This window comes from Chryseobacterium sp. Y16C, assembly GCF_022488405.1.
GTDB lineage: Bacteria > Bacteroidota > Bacteroidia > Flavobacteriales > Weeksellaceae > Chryseobacterium > Chryseobacterium geocarposphaerae.
Window position 1 is genome coordinate 3,660,597 of sequence record NZ_CP092711.1, and the last position, 20,131, is coordinate 3,680,727.

Genomic DNA, 20,131 nt, shown 5'->3' on the forward strand with positions numbered 1-20,131 from the left:
TACTAAAATTTGTCGGTTTATAATATATGTTTTATTTTGATATTTCCAATTAAAAAGTTCTGTTTCAGAAATATAAATGCAAAGATTAATTTTTGATGAATTGCGAATTTCAGATTGCTATTTTTTGGAAGGTTTTTGCTTGATTCAATTTTACATTTTTTAATGCTTTACACTTTTAATTTAATTAAATACATTTGTTGTTTAAAAAAAGAAAACAATTGGAATTCTATCCATCCATCGAAAGATCAACAAGTGCGGAAATTAAAATGTTTCAGGAGCAAAAACTTCAGGAACTGTTAAATTATCTGGAAACTCATTCTCCTTTTTATCAGAGGCTTTTTAAGGAAAATAATATCAATATTGCTGACATTCAAACCTTAGAAGATTTGCAGAAGATTCCGACAACGGTTAAGAATGATATTCAGCAGAATAATGATGATTTTTTCTGTGTTACTCCTGATAAGATTGTTGATTATAGTACAACTTCAGGCACATTAGGTGATCCTGTGACTTTCGGTTTGTCGGATAATGATCTTGAAAGATTGGCTTATAATGAAGCCATTTCTTTTGCTTGCGCAGGCATCCGGAAAGGAGATGTTGTACAGATGATTACAACGATTGACAAGAGATTTATGGCCGGACTTGCTTATTTTTTAGGATTAAGAAAAATGGGAGCGAGTGTCGTGAGAATGGGGCCTGGAATTCCGGAGCTACAATGGGACTCTATTTTCAGATATAAACCGAAATATTTAATTACGGTTCCGTCATTTCTGTTGAAAATGATTGATTATGCTGAAAAGCATGGGGTTGACTATAAAAATTCCAGTGTTTATGGTGCGGTTTGTATTGGAGAAAGTATCAAAAATCAGGATTTTACAGATAATATTCTTTCACAGAAAATTAAAGAAAAGTGGAATATTAAATTGTTTTCAACGTATGCCTCTACCGAAATGAGTACTGCTTTTACAGAGTGTGAGTTCCAGAATGGAGGGCATCATCACCCTGAACTGATTATTACCGAGATTCTTGATGATGAAGGAGAACCCGTTAATGAAGGAGAAAGTGGTGAATTGACTATTACAACATTAGGAGTTGAGGCAATTCCTTTACTGAGGTTTAAAACAGGGGATATTGTTAAAGCTCATTATGAACCTTGTCAGTGCGGAAGAAATACAATGCGTTTAGGGCCTGTAATCGGAAGAAAACAACAGATGATAAAATATAAAGGAACAACTTTATATCCGCCTGCAATGAACGATATTCTGAATGATTTTAACGGAATTTCATGTTGCCAGATTGTTATTCAGACTAATGAAATCGGGCTGGATGAGATTATTATCAAACTAAGCACGGAAAATAATGATGAGAATTTTGTCAATGAAGTACGAGATCATTTTAGAGCAAAACTTAGAGTAAGTCCGAAGATTGAAATTGTTGATTTTGATATTTTATCTAAAACTGTTTTTCATCCTAATAGCCGAAAGCCGATTACTTTTGTTGACTTGAGGTAAATTAATTATTCAATTAAAGAGTAAATATTGTTGCCAGAGTTACCATTGTTGATGAGGGAGTCTTATATTTGCGCAAAATATAAATAAATCATGAAAAAATTATTTTTGTTAGTCCTTTTTGCTGTATCAATATCAGCCTTTGCTCAAAAATTTAAGATTCAAAGCGGTGACGCTAAATTCTTAAAAGGAACTGAAGTCGTAAATGTAATTTTTGATTATTCAGAAATGAAGCTTATGAAAGAAAACTATACTGAAGAAGAGTATATTCCTAAAAGAGTAGAAGAGCTTAATAAGAAAACAGAAGGAGCGGGAGATCTTTGGAAGAAGCAGTGGGAGAGAAGCAAAGAGGAGCTTTGGAATCCGAAATTCATTATGTTGTTTAATAAAGTTCTTTCAAAAGAAAATATTAATACAAAATTAAAAGAAAATGCTCAGAGTCCTTATACTTTAGTAGTTAAAGTAAAATGGATTTATCCGGGATGGGATGCAGGTATCATGAAACAGCCAGCTAAAGTAACAACTCAGCTTACTTTCATTGAAACAGATTCTAAAAAGGTTGTATGTGATATAGAAAGCACAGATGCTCCGGGAGATCAATGGGGTAGCAACTTTAATAATGAAACTAGAGTAGGGGAAGGATTTGCAAAAACAGGAAAAACTTTGGCTCAGAGAATAGAAAGAGATGTTAAGTAACCTTCATTAAAATAATAAAAAAACGGTCTGAAATCTCAGACCGTTTTTTTTATTGATTTTGCTGTTCAAGTTTTTCCAGCTTAATAAGATTCGCTAAATTTTTGATAACGGTATCATGTTTTTTTACAAAAGGATTGTCTTTATTCCAGACATATCCCGCTAAAACAGCGCAGATTTTTTTCTTTACATCGGGATTCTCGGGTTGGTGGAAGAATAACTCCTGAAGATTTCCGGTGTACCATTCCTTCACATAGGTAGTGAAAACATCTACACCATATAAAATGTAGTCCGTATATTCTTTCTGCCAGTCGATTTTTTCTCCATTAAGTTGTCTCAAAGCCAGTTTTGCAGCCAACATTCCCGATTCTGTTGCAAAAGCCATTCCTGAAGAGAAAACAGGATCTAAAAATTCTGAAGCATTTCCCGTTAAAGCAAATCCGTCTCCGAAAAGGCTTTTTACCGAACATGAATAGTCTTTTAAATGTCTCGGCTCAAAAAGGAAGTCTACATTTCCAAAACGCTTTACATAATAATCGGAAAGCGAAATCGCTTTTCTTAGAGCTTCTGTTGTATCTCCGTTTTCAATGAGTTTTTCAATATATTCTGTAGGTCCTACAATTCCTAAACTGGTATTTCCATTTGAAAAAGGGATAACCCAAAGCCAGACTTCGGTTTCAATAATATCAAAAGAAATCAATGTTCCTTCTACCCCTTCTTCTCTATTGATGTCTTCTACATGAGTAAAAATAGCAGAGTGCGGAGATAATTTTGAAGGTTTTTCCAAATCTAACAATCTGGGAAGAACTCTTCCGTAGCCACTGGAATCAATCACGAATTTTGCATGGATTTCTTTTGTTTCTCCGTCTTTATTTCTCACAGTTGTTACAGAATCTGTTCCGTTAAACTGAATATCGATTACTTCCGCTTCAAATTCCAGGTCAATTCCTTTATTGATGACTTCTTGAGCTAATGTATTATCAAAATCGGCTCTCGGAACCTGCCACGTCCAATCCCAGCCTTCACCGAATTTATCACTAAAATCAAAAATACAGACTTCATCTCCTCTCAAGAACCTTGCTCCAAGCTTTTTCTCAAAACCCATTTTATCCAAAGCAGGGAAAAGCCCGGCTTCATCAAAATGATCCATTACTCTCGGAATTAAACTTTCGCCTACAACCAATCTTGGAAATTTTGTTTTTTCAACAACTTTCACGCTGACATTGTTCTTCTTTAAGTATGAAGAAGATACGCATCCGGAAGGTCCAGCTCCGATTACGAGAACGTCAACAAATTCTTTGTTCATCTTTGATTTTTTATTTTGATAATTACTTCTATCTTTGCCGCAAAATTAGTGACAATTAATTACATATTACAAAATTATATATTATTACTTTTAATTGATGAAAATAAATAACTTTTTAGAACTGAGGGATTTTCAGAAGATTATTATCGAAAATGAAGCGATAGAGCTAAATGAGACTGTTTTGCAAAGGGTTGAAGCAAGCTTTCAGTTTCTGAAAGATTTTTCTAAAAATAAAGTAATATATGGTGTGAATACCGGTTTCGGACCGATGGCTCAATTCAAGATCAATGATGATGATACGCACCAGTTGCAGTATAATCTGATTAGAAGCCACTCTTCAGGAATCGGAAATCCTTTACCTGAAGATGAGGTAAAAGCTGCCATGTTGGCAAGATTGAATACCTTATCACTTGGGAATTCAGGAGTGCATGTTTCTGTTGTGAATTTGCTTAAAGAACTTATTAATAGAAATATTACCCCACTTATTTTCGAGCACGGAGGAGTAGGAGCAAGTGGAGATTTGGTGCAGTTGGCACATTTAGCCTTAGTGCTGATTGGTGAAGGTGAAGTTTTTTATAAAGGAGAAAGAAAATCGACAAAAGAGGTTTTTGTTATTGAAGGGCTTGAACCTATTCATGTAGAGATTCGTGAAGGGCTGGCTTTAATGAACGGAACTTCTGTAATGTCAGGAATTGGTGCTGTGAACGCTTATAAAGCCAACCAGTTGACTGAAATTTCCATCAAACTTTCTTGTGCTATTAATGAAATTGTTCTGGCCTATGATGATCACTTGTCGGCAGCGCTAAACGGAACAAAAAGGCATGCCGGCCAGCAAAAAATTGCTGAGAAAATGAGAAATCATTTGGCAGACAGTAAACTGGTAAGAAAAAGGGAAGAACATCTTTATACTCACTTTGAAGAACAGGATAAAGTGTTTAAAGATAAGGTTCAGGAATATTATTCAATCCGATGTGTTCCGCAGATTTTAGGACCGGTTTTGGATACGTTGGAATTTACGGAGAAAGTTCTTGAAGACGAGATCAATTCAGCCAATGATAATCCGATTATTAATGTTGAAGATCAGCATGTGTATCACGGAGGAAATTTCCATGGAGATTATATTTCTTTGGAAATGGATAAGCTGAAGATTGTGGTTACGAAGCTGACTATGTTAGCCGAAAGACAGCTTAACTATCTTTTGAATGCTAAGATCAACGAAATTTTGCCGCCTTTTGTAAATTTGGGTAAATTAGGTTTTAATTTCGGGATGCAGGGAGTTCAGTTTACAGCAACTTCTACCACAGCAGAGAGCCAAATGCTATCAAATTCAATGTATGTGCATAGTATTCCTAACAATAATGATAATCAGGATATTGTGAGCATGGGGACGAATGCAGCCGTAATTTGCAGAAAGGTGATCGAAAATGCATTTGAAGTCCTTGCTATTGAAGCGATCACAATAGTTCAGGCGATCGAATATTTGGGATATCAGGATCAGGTTTCTTCAGCAACGAAAGCGTTGTATGATGATATCAGAAAGATCATTCCTGCTTTTTCAGAAGATATGATTATGTATCCGTATCTTGAAGAAGTAAAAAAATATTTTAAGAACATGTAATTATTGACGAGGTTTGCTTGTCAATACTATAGAAATAAAGAAATAAAACACCATGAAATGTGCTATTGTAACAGGTGGTTCCAGAGGAATCGGGAGAGCGATCTGTTTAAAACTCGCAGAAGAAAAAAATTATCACATCCTGATCAACTACACTTCCAATGAAGCTGCAGCAAAAGAAACTTTGGCTGCCATTGAGGGATTGGGAGCTAATGGAGAAATTCTGAAATTTGATGTCGGAAACGCTGAAGAAACTCAAAAGGTTTTAACAGCATGGCAGGAAAACAACTCAAACGCTGTAGTTGAAGTTATTGTAAATAATGCTGGGATCACAAGAGATGGGTTATTTATGTGGATGCCAAGTGAAGACTGGAATTCTGTGATCAATACAAGTTTAAATGGGTTTTATAACGTGACCAATTTCTTTATTCAGAAATTGTTGCGTAATAAATATGGCAGAATTATCAATATGGTTTCAGTTTCCGGAGTGAAAGGTACTGCCGGACAAACCAATTATTCTGCAGCGAAAGGAGCTTTGGTAGGCGCTACAAAAGCGTTGGCTCAGGAAGTGGCAAAGAGAAATATTACGGTAAATGCAGTGGCACCTGGATTTATTAAAACAGATATGACGCAGGATTTTAATGAAGATGAATTGAAAACTATGATTCCTGCAAACAGATTTGGAGAAGCCGAAGAAGTAGCAGATTTAGTGGCATTTCTGGCGTCAAGAAAAGCTTCTTACATTACGGGAGAAGTAATTAATATTAATGGTGGAATTTATTCATAATCATCAGTAAATGGAAAATAGGGTTGTAATTACCGGAATGGGAATTTATTCTTGCATCGGAACTTCTCTGGAAGAAGTCAGAGAATCCCTATATCAAGGTAAATCTGGAATTATTTTAGATAGAGAAAGGAAAGAATTCGGGTTCAGGTCGGGACTTACAGGAGTTGTTCCGAAACCGGATCTGAAAAATCTTTTGAGCCGTAGACAGCGTGTAAGTATGGGCGAGGAAAGCGAATATGCTTATCTTGCGACCATCGATGCACTTAAACAGGCAAATCTGGATCAGGATTTCCTGGATGCCTATGAAGTTGGGATTTTATACGGAAACGACAGCGTTTCTCAGGCTGTTGTAGAATCTATTGACATTGCAAGAGAGAAAAAAGATACAACCTTGATGGGTTCAGGTGCGATTTTCAAATCGATGAATTCAACAGTAACGATGAATCTTTCCACGATTTTTAAATTAAGAGGAATCAATTTGACCATCAGTGCAGCCTGTGCAAGCGGATCACATTCTCTCGGATTGGCTTATATGATGATCAAAAACGGTTTTCAGGACATGATCGTTTGCGGTGGTGCTCAGGAAACCAATAAATATTCAATGGCAAGTTTTGATGGTTTGGGTGTTTTCTCAGTAAGAGAAAATGAGCCGCAGAAAGCTTCAAGGCCATTTGACTCTGAAAGAGATGGCTTAATTCCGAGTGGTGGAGCCGCAACTTTAATTGTTGAAAGTTTGGAATCTGCACAGAAAAGAGGTGCAAATATCATTGCTGAAATTGTTGGTTACGGATTTTCTTCAAACGGAGGTCATATCTCAACACCAAATGTTGACGGACCGGCTTTAGCAATGAATAGAGCCCTTAAACAATCAGGATTAAACGCAAAAGATATTGATTATATTAATGCTCATGCGACTTCTACGCCTATTGGAGACGCTAATGAAGCACGAGCTATTCACGAAATTTTCGGAAATGAAGTTCCTGTGAGTTCTACCAAATCAATGACGGGGCATGAATGCTGGATGGCAGGTGCAAGTGAAGTGATTTACTCTATTCTGATGATGCAGAATGATTTCATCGCTCCGAACATCAATCTGGAAACGCCTGATGAAGACGCTCAAAAGATAAATCTGATCTCCAAAACAAAAAGTCAAAAAATTGATGTATTTTTGTCGAATTCTTTCGGATTTGGGGGAACCAATTCCGCATTAATAGTTAAAAAATTTGATTAAAAACATGGAAAGAGAAAAAATTATTGCTATAGCAAATGATTTTTTGATTAACGAATTTGAAGTCGACGGAGATGAGATCAGCAACGAGGCTAATCTCAAGAAAACCCTTGGTTTAGACAGTTTGGATTATATAGATCTTGTAGTGGTTATAGAATCTAATTTCGGGGTGAAATTAGGAGAAGCTGACTTTAAGCAAATGGTAACATTTGATGATTTCTACACGACCATCGAAAATAAAATCGCTGAAAAAAACGCATAATTATTGATTAAAAATCTACTCTAACAATGTAACAATATAGCAATCGGACAGTTTTCAATGTTTAAATAATGTTACATTGTTAGACTGTTATATTGCTAAATTTGAACTATGAACAAATGGAAAGGTAAATCTAAAGGCACTATTTTAGGATATAAAATCTTCGTCTGGTGCATTAGAAATATTGGGATCCGGAGTTCATATGTTGTTTTATATTTCGTTGCTGCTTACTATTTTTTATTTCTGAAAAAAAGCAACCGATATATTTCTTATTATTTTCATAAGAGACTTAATTATAGTTCTTGGAAATCAAAGCTTTCCGTTTTCAAAAGTTATTTTACATTTGGTCAGGTGTTAATTGATAAAACTGCCATTTCTGCGGGGCTTAGAGAAAAATATACCTACGAATTTGACGGTGTTGAAAATCTTAAAAACCTTCTAGCAGAAAAAAAAGGAGGAGTTTTGATCAGTGCTCATATCGGAAATTTTGAAATTGCCGAACGTTTTTTTGCAGATATTGATTTTGATTGTCAGATCAATTTGGTGACTACTGATCAGGAAGTCACCGTGATCAAAGAATACCTTGAAAGTGTAGCCGTTAATAAAAGTTCCATTAAGTTCATTTATGTGAAAGAAGATATGTCTCATATTTTCGATATTAATGAAGCTTTATCTAAAAATGAACTGATTTGCTTTACAGGAGATCGTTATTTTGAAGGCTCAAAATATCTGGAGGGAGAGTTGCTTGGTAAAACAGCTAAATTTCCGGCAGGTCCGTTTCTTATTGCTTCCAGATTGAGTGTTCCGGTTGTTTATGTCTATGTAATGAAAGAAAAGAATCTTCATTATCATTTATATGCAAGAGTAGCTCAAAATATCAAAAAGCGCGATGCACAAGGACTTTTAAATTCATATACCCAAAATCTTGAAACCATGCTGAAAAAATATCCATTACAATGGTTCAATTACTTTGATTTTTGGGATGATATTGATTAAATTTCCTATTTTTATCCTAGAAAAAACTAATATTTAAAACTCAAACACTAAGATTCTTTTATGAATTAATCATTTTTTGCTTTGATTTTCATTGATTAAGTTTTACTTTGCTGAGTGTCAACGCCTTTGCGAACTCAAAAACAGTTAATTGTAAAAAAATCTTCGCGAACTTTGCGTTAAATAAAATTATTTCTAAATTTCTTGGTAATTAATTTTCTCCTTTGAAAAAAGAATTTGACATACTTGTAATCGGAAGCGGATTGGGAGGTCTTGTTTCGGCTCTTATTCTGGCTAAAGAAGGGCAGAAAGTGTGTGTGTTGGAAAAAAATAATCAGTTTGGAGGAAATTTGCAAACCTTTTCGAGGGACAAATTAATCTTTGATACCGGTGTTCATTATATTGGAGGACTTTCAGAGGGGCAGAATCTTAACCGTTTCTTCTCTTATTTGGAAATTATGGACGAACTCCAGCTTCATAGAATGAATGAAGATGGATATGATAAAATTACCTTTGGAGAAGATGAAACGGAATATCCTCATGCACAGGGCTATGAAAATTTTGTCAACCAATTGGCTCATTTTTTTCCTGAAGAAAGACAGAATTTGGAGACCTATTGTCAGGAAATCCAGGAAATTTGTAATTATTTTCCAAGATATAATGTTGTAGGAAAAGACAATTACAATGAGGAAATTCTCCACTTAAATACAAGAAGGTTTATAGAATCGATAACTTCGAATAAAAAGTTGCAGTCGGTATTGCTCGGTTCTAATTTTTTGTATGCCGGAGATTCCGAAAATACTCCTTTTTATGTACATGCATTGACGGTAAATTCCTATATCCAAAGCGCTTATAAATGTATTAAAGGAGGAAGCCAGATTTCAAAACTTTTGGTGAAAAAACTCAGGGAATACGGCGCTGAAATTCATCGCCATTCTGAAGTTTCTGAAATGATTTTTAATGAAGGCAATATTTTGACTTCAGTGAAGACAAAATCAGGAAAAGAATATTTTGCTAAAAAATTTATTTCGAATATTGAGATCCGGTCACTGATTCCATTAATTGGAAATGAACGGCTGAAAAAATCTTTTTTAAACCGTGTTCTGAGTTGGGAGCCGGTTTCTTCTTGTTTCAGCGTGTATTTGGTGCTTAAGTCTAATTCAGTTCCGAACTATGATTATAATATTTACCATTATTCATCAGAAGAACTGGTTTGGAATGCCTATCGATATGAGAAAAGTTCATGGCCGGAAACCTATTTGCTTTCCACAACACCATCTAAACATCATCCTGAATTTGCAGAAAGTTTAACTGCAATTTCCTATATGGATTTTGATGAGGTAAAGGATTGGGAAAAGACCTTCAATACGGTTGCGGACGAACATGAAAGAGGAAAACTGTATGAACAATTTAAGCTTGGAAAAGCAGAAAAAATGATTGCAGTTCTCGAAAAAAAGATCCCTGACTTAAAGCAATCCATAAAAAAAGTGTATACTTCTTCTCCTCTATCTTATCGGGACTATATCGGAAGTTTTAACGGTAATATGTACGGATATGCAAAGACCTCAGAAAATCCTTTAAAGACAATGGTGTCTCCAAGAACGAAGATCAACAACCTCTTTCTTACCGGGCAATCTGTCAATATGCATGGAATTTTGGGCTGTACAATCGGTGCTTTCAATACCTGCGCTGAGATTTTAGGAAAAGAGGTAGTTGATGAAAGATTAACACAAATGACTAATAAAAAGTGAAAAAGAAAAACAATATGCAGCCTTCTGTCATTCTGAATGAAGCGAAGCGAAATGAAGAATCTAAAATATTTGGAATAGATTTCTCCTTTCGTCGAAATGACAGAGTTTTGATGTTAATTTTTCTAGCCCTAAACTTTAGCTTTATCCTCACATCTTGCGGAATAAGAAAGTCCATCAAACATATTCCCGATGTAAAACAATATTCGCTTGAAATTCCGAAAGTGAATAAAATTAACGATTCTACTTTTAGTTTTAATCAAAATTATTTAACGAAAAATAAACAACAGCTTTGGGAATTATATATTAAAGGAAATCCTTTGCAATTGGGCTATAATAATGGAGCTTTGACGCAAAATCTGATGCAGAAGCAGGAAGAGATTTTCTTTTCAAAAGTGGAAGGCTTTGTTCCGTCGAAGTTTAAGCAAAATTTATTACGCGGTTTTCTAAAGTGGTATAACCGGAAAATGTACCTGAACGTTCGTGAAGATTATCAGGCAGAATTATACGGTTTATCTCAATATTCATCGGATAAATATGATTTCATAGCTCCGAAATTTTTAAGAAGCATGTACTTGCACGGAGCCCATGATATTGGCCACGCGATGCAGGATTTAATGGTTGTGGGCTGTACTTCTCTCGCGGTCTGGAATGAAAATACGGAGGATGGAGATCTCCTGATCGGAAGAAATTTTGATTTTTACGTAGGCGATGATTTTTCTAAAAATAAATTGATCGAATTTGTAGAGCCGGAAGAAGGAATTCCTTATCTGTCCGTAAGCTGGCCGGGAATGATCGGTGTAGTCTCGGGGATGAATAAGGAAGGAATTACGGTGACGATCAATGCCGGAAAATCTAAAATTCCGCTGACAGCAAAAACGCCGATTTCTCTGGTAACAAGAGAAATTTTACAATATGCAAAAAATATTGATGAAGCGATTGCTATTGCCAAAAAGCGGAAAGTTTTCGTTTCAGAATCGATTTTGGTGGGAAGTGCGAATGATAAGAATGCGGTGATTATTGAAGTTTCTCCGGATAATTTTGGAGTGTACAAAGTGGAAAATACAAGCCGTGTTTTTTGTACAAATCATTTCCAGTCGGATGCTTACAAAAATGATAAGAGGAATCAAAAACATATTATAGAAAGCCATTCTGAGTATCGTTATAAAAAATTACAGGAACTTTTACAGGAAAATAAAAAACTTAATCCTGAGAAAATGGCAGCAATTTTAAGAGATAGATCGGGTTTGAAGGGAGAAAAAATCGGCTACGGAAATGAAAAGGCAATCAATCAGTTGTTAGCGCATCATGCGGTGATTTTTTCACCTCAGAAAAAGCTGGTTTGGGTTTCTTCGAATCCGTATCAGTTGGGAGAGTTTGTCTGTTATGACCTTAATGAGATTTTTTCTGATAAAAGATTGAAAAGCGGTGAGTTTGCAAAATCTGAATTGAATATTGCTAAAGATCCTTTTGTAGATTCTAAGGAATTTAAGAATTACGAAGAATATAAATTTGCCAGCTCTGAGGTGAATCATGCAACTGATGATAAGGACGTAATGCTTGCTGATGATTTTCTGCCTTATTACCAATCTTTAAATCCTGATTTTTGGTTGGTGTATTATCAATCCGGAAAATATTATTTTAATAAAAAAGAATATTCCAAAGCAAAAACAGAATTTGAAAAAGCTTTAACCAAAGAAATTACAACGGTTCCAGATAAAGAAAATGTGGAAAAATATTTGAAGAAAACGTTAAGGAAATTGAGGTAGTTTCAAGGTTTCGGCGGCGGCCGCAAAGCCGCCGCCGAAACCTTGAATCCAATAACGAGAAAAATCAGCTAATCTCCGGACTTACCCGGTTCAAAAATAAAAACGTCGCAATACCGGAAATAACCGAAGCCGTACTTGCTAAGATCATACTTCCGATTATATATTGAAGTAAATTATTTTTCACCAAGTCGAAATTCAGTTCCTGACTAAAAATATCACTGTTTCCACTAACAAACGGAGAACCTAAAAACAATGAAGCAGCAATAATAAAAGGAATAAATGGAGGCAAGCTTACATTGGAAGCCACAAAAGCTAATACTTTATTCAGCTTAAAAAGAACGGCTAAAGAAATTACCAGTAAGGTTTGGAATCCCCAAAAAGGAGATAGTCCTATAAAAACACCTAAAGCTATAGAAAACGCTTTGTTACGGTTGGTTCCGTCACTTTCTAAAACATCCTCTTTGATGAATCTTTTAAAGCTTTTTTTTTTGAAATTATTCACGAAATTTCGCGGAATAATGTAAAGCAAAGTGATCGTTACCAAGATGGTATTGAGAATGCTGATCCTCGTAAAATCTTTAAAAGGCCTGAAATGCGAAACCCTTTCCGCAGGATCATACAGAACTTTTATAGGAACATTCTTTACATGAACATGTCTCCACGCTGTCCGTACGATAATTTCAATCTCAAACTCAAATTTTGGGGTAAAATATTTCTTGGGAATTCTGTGTAAAGGATATAATCGATAACCGGATTGCGTATCTTCAAGCTTAATTCCTGTCTCGAACCAGAACCAAAAATTAGAAAAACGGTTTCCAAAACTACTTTTCTTAGGAATTCCGTCCTGAGACATATTTCGGTTTCCAATCAATAAAACATCTTCATTTTCATTAAGCAAAGCTTCTACAAAAACAGGAATATCATTGGGATAATGCTGTCCGTCGGAATCTATCGTTATTGCATAGTTGTAGCCTGATTTCTTAGCCTTTCTGAAACCGATTTTCAGGCCGTTTCCTTTTCCTTTATTTTCAGGCAAACTGATGGCATTAATCTGAGGATACTGGCTTAAAATTTCTTTTGTAGAATCGGTGGAGCCGTCGTTAACAACAATGATATTTTCTGTGTATTCTAAAACACCGTCGATCACTCTTTTCAGAGTTTTTTCATTATTGTAAGTAGGAATTAAAACGCAGATCTTTTTTTCAGAGATTGCATTCTGTACTTCAGGCAGGGTCATTCGGTTATTTTAGTGAATTTTTTTCTGCTGCGGTCATCGTTTTAGACTGCATAGCAAATTTTCTGATGTATGTTTTCAGTGCAGAATTTTGCTTTGAATAATTATTTAAAAGAAAAGCCTTATCATCTTTAAGACTTCCTCTGTATCCCACAATTTTAGGAATATTTTCCTGAACGCTCATTCGGATCACTCTCAGTTCGGCATTGTTCGGATTACTTTTAATAATTGCTTCAAGACTTGTCGCTCCGGACTTTACCAAAGCTTTTCTGTTGTTCTTGGTAATTTTGGCTTCCATGATCTTAGCTGCAGCTTTGTAGCCCTGAATTACAGCGTCTGATCCGGATGTTTTTTCTGCAATATTGATGAATTCTTCCGTATTTGCATTAGACGAATTTGCTTTTGAATAGCTTTCCCTCAAAGATTCAAGACCCGATTGGAAAAAAAGAATAAAAGCCGTTAAGAATGAAAAAATTAGTTTCATTTTGCTGTTTTTTGGTAGTTTACTGACATTTTTAATGCAATAGTCTCGCCAAAAGACGTTGTGTTTTTTACTTTCACTTCCTCTTCGGTCTGAGTGATATCGAGTTGCAGTTTCAGATCCGGCGTTTCAAACGGGTTAATGATCGCCATAAATTTCACGTTGGATGCCGTTTTTAAAAATAAAGGCGACCCGGTGAATTCTTCAGAAAGTTCTTTTACGATCTGCATCATGCAAACTCCCGGTGTCACAGGATTTCCCGGGAAATGTCCCTTGAAAATATCATGATCTTTATTAAGGGAAATGTTGGCAATATAACTTCCGTTTTCCGCCTGTTCGTATGATTGTAAAGTATAAAAGTCTGCGAGGATAGTCTGCATAATTATTTTTTCGTGTTAAAAGTATAGTAAATTCCTGTCTGGAAAAGTAAATTGGTATGATCTTCACTCGTTGTTTTTATCTGGGAAATCAGTCCTTTTTTAAATCTGGCTTCAATACCAAAATTTTTGGTAATATCGTATCCCAGACCTACCAGAACTCCAAGATCTGTATTCTTTTTATTGTAAGGATCAAAATTTTTATCACTGATCAAAATATCTATACTGAGACCAGCATGCAAGTTAAAATTATGAAAATAAAATTTGTTAACTGCCTGAAGTGAAAGATAGGAAAGCTCAGACTTCACTTCCTGAGTACTCGTTTTCATAATGCTTCCTTGTCTGGAGTAATTGATTTCCGGCTGCAAAGCATACAGTTTAGAAATGCGAATGTTGCCGAATACTCCCACATAAAAATCTGTAATATAGCTTGTTTTTACTTTTTCTTCATTGGCCCAATACTCATCACTTGCTTCAAACCAGTTGTAAAGTCCACCATCATTTTCTGTAAACTTAGCGAAATTAGCTCCTCCTCTTATTCCCGGAGTGAAAGTAACCTGCGCAAATGATAAACTTGAAATCAGTATAATGAATAAAAATATTATTTTTTTCATGAAATTATTCTGTTTCGGTTATTTGGAATAGTTTTATATTGATCTTGAAATCTTTGTGTTGAAGATCGATACTATCCGCGAAGATATGTTTTTTTGCATCAAAAGTAAAATCGATTTTTTCCTTATTATTTTTCGTGTAAATGATTTGTTTCAATAAACCATTTTCTTTGTTAAAGAATAAATAATAGATTTTTTTATCAACTTTAGAAAGATAAATTTTCGAATTCTCATTTTCAAAGCTTTCAGTCACAGGATATTCTTTTTTTAAAAGCTGTTGAAAGTCGTTCTTTAAAAAGTTGATGACGATTTTTTTGTCTAAATCAGGAAGGACATAATTCAGCTTAAAATCATCATTTGAAATTTCAAAATCGATTAATTTATTTCCGAAATCTGAAGTAAGGACAACACGATGCGCCGTTTTGTTAATTTTCTTTAATATTAAAATTCCGCTGACATGATTTTTATAAATATCCATCTGACATTTATAAACATAATCTTCACTGGAAGAAAAATATAAATTTTCAACCGTTTTTTCAGAATTGGAAACAGGTTTTACATCCGTTAATTTGTATGTCTTACACGAAACGAACAGTAAGAAAATCAGGCTATAAACTGAATTCTGAAGCAGCAATCGGCGCATTGATTTTGGTGTTTTTGAAAACAATATTCGTCGTGTCACCTGAAGCTTCCGTCATATTCACCTGCGAAACGGTTGATTGTCCTTTCGGAAAACTCAATTCGATCTGCTTAATGTATTTCAGCAATTGAGCTGATTTCGGGGTAAATTTTGCAACATTGAAATTGGCATTTTTCAGATACGTTACGGAAAATTCAGGATCGTTGAACATTTGTCCGTTTGAACTTCCGACAATCAGCTTATTGATTTTTTCAAAAGTTTTGCTTTTCGCATCCACCGAAGATTTTTTCCCTTGATCATTGATGAAAATTTTATTATCCTTAAAAACAATGCTGTACTGATAAGGCTTTGTGTACTTCCAGCTCAGTATATTCGGAGTTTTTAAAGACATTTTCCCGTACGTTACAATGCTTTTATCCAGAAAATCCATTTTTTTGGTTTGGGTAAAATCTGCCTGTAAGGTTTTTATTTCTTTGGTTTCCGACGAAACTTTAGTTACAAATGCTTTTGCTTCCGCTCCCGACATCGCCGTGTTTTGAGCAAAGACAAAAGTCGAAATTAATAAAAGAGTGCTTAAAGCTATATTTTTAATCATTGTTTAACTTCTTTTAAATTAACCACAAGGATGACAAGGGTTTCACAAAGGATACTATTAAAGAATATTTATTAATAATTCTTGTGTTCCTGGTGAAATCCTTGTGGACTTAGTGGCTTTCAAATTTATCAATTGTAAAAGTTGAATAATTTTTATCCTTCAAAAATACTAATAAATCTACCAAAACATTGTACGTTTTTTCCGAAGTATCGTGAAGAAGAATGATACTTCCTTTTTTTAATCCTTTGGTGACTTTACGGTAAATTTTTTTCTCATCTTCTGTAATTGTATCGAGAGAACGGACATTCCAGCCGATGCTTTTTTTGTGGGTTCTTTTAATTGCTTTTGCAATATTTGGATTAGTAACACCAAAAGGAGGACGGTATAAATGAGTTTTTAAATTCCCGATTTTTAGCATCACTTCATCACATTTTTCAATCTCCTCAACCATTTTTGAAGTCGATAAAAATCCGGTATTGTTGGAATGCGAAAGAGTATGATTTCCAATAGTATGACCTTCTGCAATAATCCTTTGAAAAGTTTCAGGATATTTTTCAATCTGCTTTCCGATACAGAAAAAGGTTGCTTTTACATTATTCTCTTTCAGAATATCTAAAAATTTCGGAGTAAATTCAGTTGGTCCATCATCAAAAGTCAAAGCAATTTCTTTGATTTTTGTTCTTTTATGGGTAATACTATTAACAAAATATCCTAACTCAATATCGAAAGAACCCCAAACAACAACTGCAGAAAACAATAAAAAACAAAACAAATACACCCAAAAAGTCCCGTGAAACGCATAAATAAAAACGTTACAGAAAAGATAAAATAGAATGAATGGGTAATGTTTCATCTTTATTGTTTTTGGATTTGGTTTAAAAATATCCACAATTTTATATGCGCAATGTCATTCTGAATGGAGCAAAGCGAAATGAAGAATCTAAAATATAATATAGAGATTCTTCCTTCGTCAGAATGACAAACTTGCGTTAAAAACTAAGCTTTCCCTAACAAAACCAAGCTATGGTCATTCCCTGCAAGATGATTATAAAGTAAAATATTTTTAACTTCTTCCTTTTTCACAGAATTAATCATCATCACTTCCGGAATCTCTTGTTTTTTAAGAATATGACAAGCCATAAACGTTGAAAAACCACTTGCTGTATTGAATTCGCCACTCAGATGTTTGTAATACAACAATGCTGAATTTTCAAACAAATTCATTGCTTTCGTGTAATAAACATCCGATTTCGCATCTCCGCTGAAACCAAAAATCACAGCATCGATATCATTTTTAGACAAATTATTTTTAGCTAAAAAATCTTCAACAAACTGTTCCGTTTCTTCCAAATCTAATTGGCTATTGATCTCAATGTCTTGCAATTGAGCATAAGAATTTTCTGTTTTATCTTTCCCTAAAACAAAAAAGCTTGCCCCTTCTCCCCAAATGACACCGTCTGTTGTCGAGTTCAGATAATCAACGGGAAGATTTTCTTCTTTTTTAATGGTCTTGTTTAATCTGTACAATTCCATGGTTCGGTCGGTTTGTTCGTCTGTTGAACCTACCAAAACGTTTTCCGCCTCGTCATCATTGATCTGTAATTTTGCATCCAAAAACGAAAATTCCAGCGAAGAAGATGTGTTGACATACGTGAAATTGTACGCGTGACATTGCAGACCTAACGCAATTTGCCCAGCAACCGTATTGTGTGTGGACTGAATAAAAAACGTAGGAGTCAGGAATTCTTCATTGTTATCCAATACATTTTTCAGGAATTTTTCAGAATCCTGGGAACAACCCATTCCGGTTCCAACGATGATCGCTTCTGGATTTTCGATTCGGGCTTCTTTTAAAGCATATTGTGAAGCTACGGAACTCATTTTTACGGTTTTAGACATTCTTCTGCTTGCTGCAGGCGGAATGAATTCCTTGTAATTGGGTTCGATAGCCTTTAAAACCTGAGATGAATTTTCAGGCTTAAGATTTTGGAAAAAATTTTCATTTAATGTGTCCTGAACTGAGATACAGGCTGCACTGTTGATGTAAACTGCACTCATGATTTTGAGAAAATTAAGGTTGAACAATTTCCTCCAAAACCAAACGAGTTGGAAAGAACATGATTAATATTTTTCTCTTTGAGCACAGTCACAGGCGTTAAATCAAATTCTTCCATTTTGGTTTTAAAATTCAAATTCGGGAAAATAAGATTGTTTTGAATGGCCAACAACGAATATACCGCTTCAATTCCCGCCGCCGCTGCCAAAGTATGACCCGTAAAAGCTTTCGTAGAACTGAATTCAGGGACTTTATTTTCTCCAAAAATTCGGATCATTGCAATGCCTTCCGATAAATCATTATTCGGAGTTGCTGTTCCGTGAACGTTGATATAATCGATGTTTTCTTTATCTAAGCCTGAAATTTTCAATGCTTTTTCCATGGCTAAATAAGCGCCTTGTCCGTTTTCCGAAGAAGCGGTCTGGTGATGTGCATCATTAGCATTTCCGTATCCTGAAAGATAGCCTAAGACTTTTTTATTCTCTTTTTTTACGATTTCACCAGATTCCAAAACAATGAAAGCGGCGGCTTCACCCAGATTCAGACCTTTTCTGTCGTTGTCAAAAGGAGTATTGTAAGAATCCGTCAGAATCATTAGCGTATTGAATCCATTCAATGTAAATTTTGAAAGAGAATCTGTTCCGCCGACAATCACACGATCCAAAACGCCATTTTTAATAAGTTTTGCACCCATCATAATCGCATTCGCTGCAGACGAACAAGCGGTACTGATGGTTGAAACCATGCCTTTCAGACCCAAATAATCTGCAATCAATAACGATGAATTTCCCGCATCGTGAGCGTCAATATATTTTTGCTTTTCAGGAAAGTCTTCGTAAGTGTAGAAATATTTTTCAGTAACATCCATTCCGCCAACGCTGGTTGAAGAAATCAGACCGGTTTTATACTCATTAATGTCAGAAATTCCGGCACTTTCTACAGCTTCTTTTGCAGCAATCATTCCCAACAAAGAGGTTCTTGTTGCATTGTTATCTTCATTTAACTGAAGTTTTTCAACAAGTTCTTGATTAGACAATTTTATTTCGCCGGTTTTGATATTTCCGGAATGACGACTTTCAAACAAGCTAATGTCTGAAATTCCATGTTTTCCGGATTTCAGCGAGCTCAAATTTTCCTCCACATTGTTTCCAATGGCGGAAATGATGCCCATTCCTGTGATGGCAATTTTTTGACCCATTTTTACAAAATGTAACAATGTATCCATGTAACAGTTACCTATTGCTAGACCGCTACATGGATACATTGGTATATTAATTTATTTCGTTCTGTTTTCTTCAATGAATTTAGCCATTGTGTCGATCGAAGAAAAAATTTCTTTCCCTTTTTTCGGATCGGCTAATTTGATTCCGTATTCTTTATCCAAAAGCACGATCAATTCCAGAGCGTCGATAGAATCCAATCCAAGACCTCCGCCGAATAACGGATCTGTATCTTTGATTTCTTCTACTGCAACGTCTTCTAAATTAAGAACTTCAATGATTTTGTGCTTTAATTCTTCTCTTAAGTTTTCCATAAAATTAATTTGAAAATATGTTAATGAGATAATTTGAAAATGTATTAATCAGATAATGATTTAAATTAAAAATATTCTATTAATAATTGCTGTGCTTTATTGAAATGATTTTACAGTATCAAATCGGCACATTTTCAAATTCTCAAATTTATAATGTCAGCAAATATACGAAAGCATTATAACTTTCCTGATAGAGTTCTACCCAGCCACATAATACTTTATCAGCCTTACCTGACTGCAAAATCTGTACTGAGTAATCATTTAAAAACTGTTCATCAAATTCGTTCAAAACAAAAAAAGCATTCTCTGTCTGCATTTTATGTTTAATACTAATTTCACCCACACAAATATTAGGCAAAGTATACACAAAAACGGCAGGACTTGGAAAATAATTTTCCTGGGAATTGATACTTTCCTGATATTTAAAATCGGTGTCTAAACTTGATGATCTGTTGGCAAAAACCAAAGCTGTCCTGCTGTGGTCTTCGTCTTTTAAAATCATTTCAGAAGCAAGAAAAGCGAGTTTGCTTAAGTTATCCATTTTATGAAATTTAGGATAATTTAATTCTAAACTCTTATAAGCTTCTTTAGCAAAATCTGAAAAATTTTCAGACGGGGTTTCAAAAATAATTTCGTTGTTGAGAACGATTTTTGAATTTTCTATGGTGCAAATGTCTGTTTTCTTCATGGTTTTCAT

21 protein-coding genes are annotated in these 20,131 nt (G+C 34.8%); 9 read left to right on the forward strand and 12 right to left on the reverse strand.

Features of this window, described 5'->3' with window-relative positions; all coding sequences use genetic code 11:
- The first annotated feature begins 266 nt into the window (after positions 1-266).
- Positions 267-1,511: a phenylacetate--CoA ligase family protein gene (locus MKS83_RS16560; RefSeq protein ID WP_240583201.1), complete on the forward strand. Its 1,245-nt coding sequence runs from the start codon at positions 267-269 to the stop codon at positions 1,509-1,511.
- A gap of 90 nt (positions 1,512-1,601) precedes the next feature.
- On the forward strand, positions 1,602-2,204 hold the full coding sequence (locus MKS83_RS16565) for a hypothetical protein (RefSeq protein WP_240580517.1): 603 nt from the start codon (positions 1,602-1,604) through the stop codon (positions 2,202-2,204).
- Positions 2,205-2,253: 49 nt separating this feature from the next.
- On the opposite strand, the gene MKS83_RS16570 is transcribed toward MKS83_RS16565, so the two are convergent.
- On the reverse strand, positions 2,254-3,507 hold the full coding sequence (locus MKS83_RS16570) for an NAD(P)/FAD-dependent oxidoreductase (protein ID WP_240580518.1): 1,254 nt from the start codon (positions 3,505-3,507) through the stop codon (positions 2,254-2,256).
- A 97-nt stretch (positions 3,508-3,604) separates the two neighbouring features.
- Between MKS83_RS16570 and hutH the strand changes: the two genes are divergently transcribed.
- The 7 genes from hutH to MKS83_RS16605 all read left to right on the forward strand — a co-directional run bounded on the left by hutH (position 3,605) and on the right by MKS83_RS16605 (position 11,906).
- Positions 3,605-5,125, forward strand: a complete 1,521-nt coding sequence (gene hutH, locus MKS83_RS16575) for a histidine ammonia-lyase (RefSeq protein WP_240580519.1) — start codon at positions 3,605-3,607, stop codon at positions 5,123-5,125.
- 52 nt (positions 5,126-5,177) lie between these two features.
- The gene (gene fabG, locus MKS83_RS16580; protein WP_240580520.1) at positions 5,178-5,909 is read left to right on the forward strand and encodes a 3-oxoacyl-ACP reductase FabG; all 732 of its coding nucleotides are present in this window, start codon (positions 5,178-5,180) and stop codon (positions 5,907-5,909) included.
- A 10-nt stretch (positions 5,910-5,919) separates the two neighbouring features.
- The gene (locus tag MKS83_RS16585) at positions 5,920-7,140 is read left to right on the forward strand and encodes a beta-ketoacyl-[acyl-carrier-protein] synthase family protein (RefSeq protein ID WP_240580521.1); all 1,221 of its coding nucleotides are present in this window, start codon (positions 5,920-5,922) and stop codon (positions 7,138-7,140) included.
- A 4-nt stretch (positions 7,141-7,144) separates the two neighbouring features.
- The gene (locus MKS83_RS16590; protein WP_100377894.1) at positions 7,145-7,399 is read left to right on the forward strand and encodes a phosphopantetheine-binding protein; all 255 of its coding nucleotides are present in this window, start codon (positions 7,145-7,147) and stop codon (positions 7,397-7,399) included.
- Positions 7,400-7,507: 108 nt separating this feature from the next.
- Positions 7,508-8,392 carry a lipid A biosynthesis acyltransferase gene (locus tag MKS83_RS16595; RefSeq protein ID WP_240580522.1) on the forward strand — a complete coding sequence of 295 codons (885 nt, stop codon included), beginning with the start codon at positions 7,508-7,510 and terminating at the stop codon, positions 8,390-8,392.
- Positions 8,393-8,613: 221 nt separating this feature from the next.
- Complete coding sequence (locus MKS83_RS16600) at positions 8,614-10,140, forward strand: phytoene desaturase family protein (RefSeq protein WP_240580523.1); 1,527 nt, start codon at positions 8,614-8,616, stop codon at positions 10,138-10,140.
- Between the two features lie 110 nt (positions 10,141-10,250).
- A complete protein-coding gene (locus MKS83_RS16605; RefSeq protein WP_240583202.1) occupies positions 10,251-11,906 on the forward strand; it encodes a C45 family autoproteolytic acyltransferase/hydolase in 1,656 nt (551 codons plus the stop codon).
- Between the two features lie 64 nt (positions 11,907-11,970).
- Here MKS83_RS16605 and MKS83_RS16610 read toward each other — a convergent pair whose 3' ends face one another.
- From MKS83_RS16610 to MKS83_RS16660, 11 genes are all read right to left on the reverse strand, one after another.
- Positions 11,971-13,143 (reverse strand): DUF2062 domain-containing protein, encoded by a 1,173-nt coding sequence (locus tag MKS83_RS16610; RefSeq protein WP_240580524.1) that lies wholly within the window; start codon positions 13,141-13,143, stop codon positions 11,971-11,973.
- A 4-nt stretch (positions 13,144-13,147) separates the two neighbouring features.
- Positions 13,148-13,624, reverse strand: a complete 477-nt coding sequence (locus MKS83_RS16615; protein ID WP_240580525.1) for a hypothetical protein — start codon at positions 13,622-13,624, stop codon at positions 13,148-13,150.
- Complete coding sequence (locus MKS83_RS16620; RefSeq protein WP_100377807.1) at positions 13,621-14,001, reverse strand: 3-hydroxyacyl-ACP dehydratase; 381 nt, start codon at positions 13,999-14,001, stop codon at positions 13,621-13,623. The genes MKS83_RS16615 and MKS83_RS16620 overlap by 4 nt, the downstream gene beginning before the upstream one ends.
- Before the next feature lie 2 nt (positions 14,002-14,003).
- Positions 14,004-14,612 carry an outer membrane beta-barrel protein gene (locus MKS83_RS16625; protein ID WP_240580526.1) on the reverse strand — a complete coding sequence of 203 codons (609 nt, stop codon included), beginning with the start codon at positions 14,610-14,612 and terminating at the stop codon, positions 14,004-14,006.
- Between the two features lie 4 nt (positions 14,613-14,616).
- Positions 14,617-15,252 (reverse strand): hypothetical protein, encoded by a 636-nt coding sequence (locus MKS83_RS16630; protein WP_240580527.1) that lies wholly within the window; start codon positions 15,250-15,252, stop codon positions 14,617-14,619.
- Entirely contained in the window at positions 15,218-15,844 is a 627-nt protein-coding gene (locus MKS83_RS16635; RefSeq protein WP_240580528.1) for a LolA family protein, read from the reverse strand. Before MKS83_RS16635 ends, MKS83_RS16630 begins: the two co-directional genes overlap by 35 nt.
- 109 nt (positions 15,845-15,953) lie before the next feature.
- Positions 15,954-16,697 carry a polysaccharide deacetylase family protein gene (locus MKS83_RS16640; protein WP_240580529.1) on the reverse strand — a complete coding sequence of 248 codons (744 nt, stop codon included), beginning with the start codon at positions 16,695-16,697 and terminating at the stop codon, positions 15,954-15,956.
- A 143-nt stretch (positions 16,698-16,840) separates the two neighbouring features.
- Positions 16,841-17,902, reverse strand: coding sequence for a beta-ketoacyl synthase N-terminal-like domain-containing protein (locus MKS83_RS16645; RefSeq protein ID WP_240580530.1), 1,062 nt, complete (start codon positions 17,900-17,902; stop codon positions 16,841-16,843).
- Positions 17,899-19,098, reverse strand: a complete 1,200-nt coding sequence (locus tag MKS83_RS16650; protein ID WP_240580531.1) for a beta-ketoacyl-[acyl-carrier-protein] synthase family protein — start codon at positions 19,096-19,098, stop codon at positions 17,899-17,901. The genes MKS83_RS16645 and MKS83_RS16650 overlap by 4 nt, the downstream gene beginning before the upstream one ends.
- Positions 19,099-19,176: 78 nt before the next feature.
- A complete protein-coding gene (locus MKS83_RS16655; RefSeq protein ID WP_034672593.1) occupies positions 19,177-19,434 on the reverse strand; it encodes a phosphopantetheine-binding protein in 258 nt (85 codons plus the stop codon).
- A 148-nt stretch (positions 19,435-19,582) separates the two neighbouring features.
- Positions 19,583-20,122 (reverse strand): 3-oxoacyl-ACP synthase, encoded by a 540-nt coding sequence (locus tag MKS83_RS16660; protein WP_240580532.1) that lies wholly within the window; start codon positions 20,120-20,122, stop codon positions 19,583-19,585.
- Positions 20,123-20,131: the final 9 nt, after the last annotated feature.

Bases quoted from the DNA above. Each gene is read 5' to 3' on its own strand.
- MKS83_RS16585 (WP_240580521.1), top strand. From the start codon at position 5,920: ATGGAAAATAGGGTTGTAATTACCGGAATGGGAATTTATTCTTGCATC.
- MKS83_RS16655 (WP_034672593.1), bottom strand. From the start codon at position 19,434: ATGGAAAACTTAAGAGAAGAATTAAAGCACAAAATCATTGAAGTTCTT.
- MKS83_RS16635 (WP_240580528.1), bottom strand. From the start codon at position 15,844: ATGATTAAAAATATAGCTTTAAGCACTCTTTTATTAATTTCGACTTTT.
- hutH (WP_240580519.1), top strand. From the start codon at position 3,605: ATGAAAATAAATAACTTTTTAGAACTGAGGGATTTTCAGAAGATTATT.
- MKS83_RS16590 (WP_100377894.1), top strand. From the start codon at position 7,145: ATGGAAAGAGAAAAAATTATTGCTATAGCAAATGATTTTTTGATTAAC.
- MKS83_RS16605 (WP_240583202.1), top strand. From the start codon at position 10,251: ATGTTAATTTTTCTAGCCCTAAACTTTAGCTTTATCCTCACATCTTGC.
- MKS83_RS16570 (WP_240580518.1), bottom strand. From the start codon at position 3,507: ATGAACAAAGAATTTGTTGACGTTCTCGTAATCGGAGCTGGACCTTCC.
- fabG (WP_240580520.1), top strand. From the start codon at position 5,178: ATGAAATGTGCTATTGTAACAGGTGGTTCCAGAGGAATCGGGAGAGCG.
- MKS83_RS16620 (WP_100377807.1), bottom strand. From the start codon at position 14,001: ATGCAGACTATCCTCGCAGACTTTTATACTTTACAATCATACGAACAG.
- MKS83_RS16625 (WP_240580526.1), bottom strand. From the start codon at position 14,612: ATGAAAAAAATAATATTTTTATTCATTATACTGATTTCAAGTTTATCA.
- MKS83_RS16630 (WP_240580527.1), bottom strand. From the start codon at position 15,252: ATGCGCCGATTGCTGCTTCAGAATTCAGTTTATAGCCTGATTTTCTTA.
- MKS83_RS16595 (WP_240580522.1), top strand. From the start codon at position 7,508: ATGAACAAATGGAAAGGTAAATCTAAAGGCACTATTTTAGGATATAAA.
- MKS83_RS16565 (WP_240580517.1), top strand. From the start codon at position 1,602: ATGAAAAAATTATTTTTGTTAGTCCTTTTTGCTGTATCAATATCAGCC.
- MKS83_RS16660 (WP_240580532.1), bottom strand. From the start codon at position 20,122: ATGAAGAAAACAGACATTTGCACCATAGAAAATTCAAAAATCGTTCTC.
- MKS83_RS16560 (WP_240583201.1), top strand. From the start codon at position 267: ATGTTTCAGGAGCAAAAACTTCAGGAACTGTTAAATTATCTGGAAACT.
- MKS83_RS16645 (WP_240580530.1), bottom strand. From the start codon at position 17,902: ATGAGTGCAGTTTACATCAACAGTGCAGCCTGTATCTCAGTTCAGGAC.
- MKS83_RS16640 (WP_240580529.1), bottom strand. From the start codon at position 16,697: ATGAAACATTACCCATTCATTCTATTTTATCTTTTCTGTAACGTTTTT.
- MKS83_RS16650 (WP_240580531.1), bottom strand. From the start codon at position 19,098: ATGGGTCAAAAAATTGCCATCACAGGAATGGGCATCATTTCCGCCATT.
- MKS83_RS16615 (WP_240580525.1), bottom strand. From the start codon at position 13,624: ATGAAACTAATTTTTTCATTCTTAACGGCTTTTATTCTTTTTTTCCAA.
- MKS83_RS16610 (WP_240580524.1), bottom strand. From the start codon at position 13,143: ATGACCCTGCCTGAAGTACAGAATGCAATCTCTGAAAAAAAGATCTGC.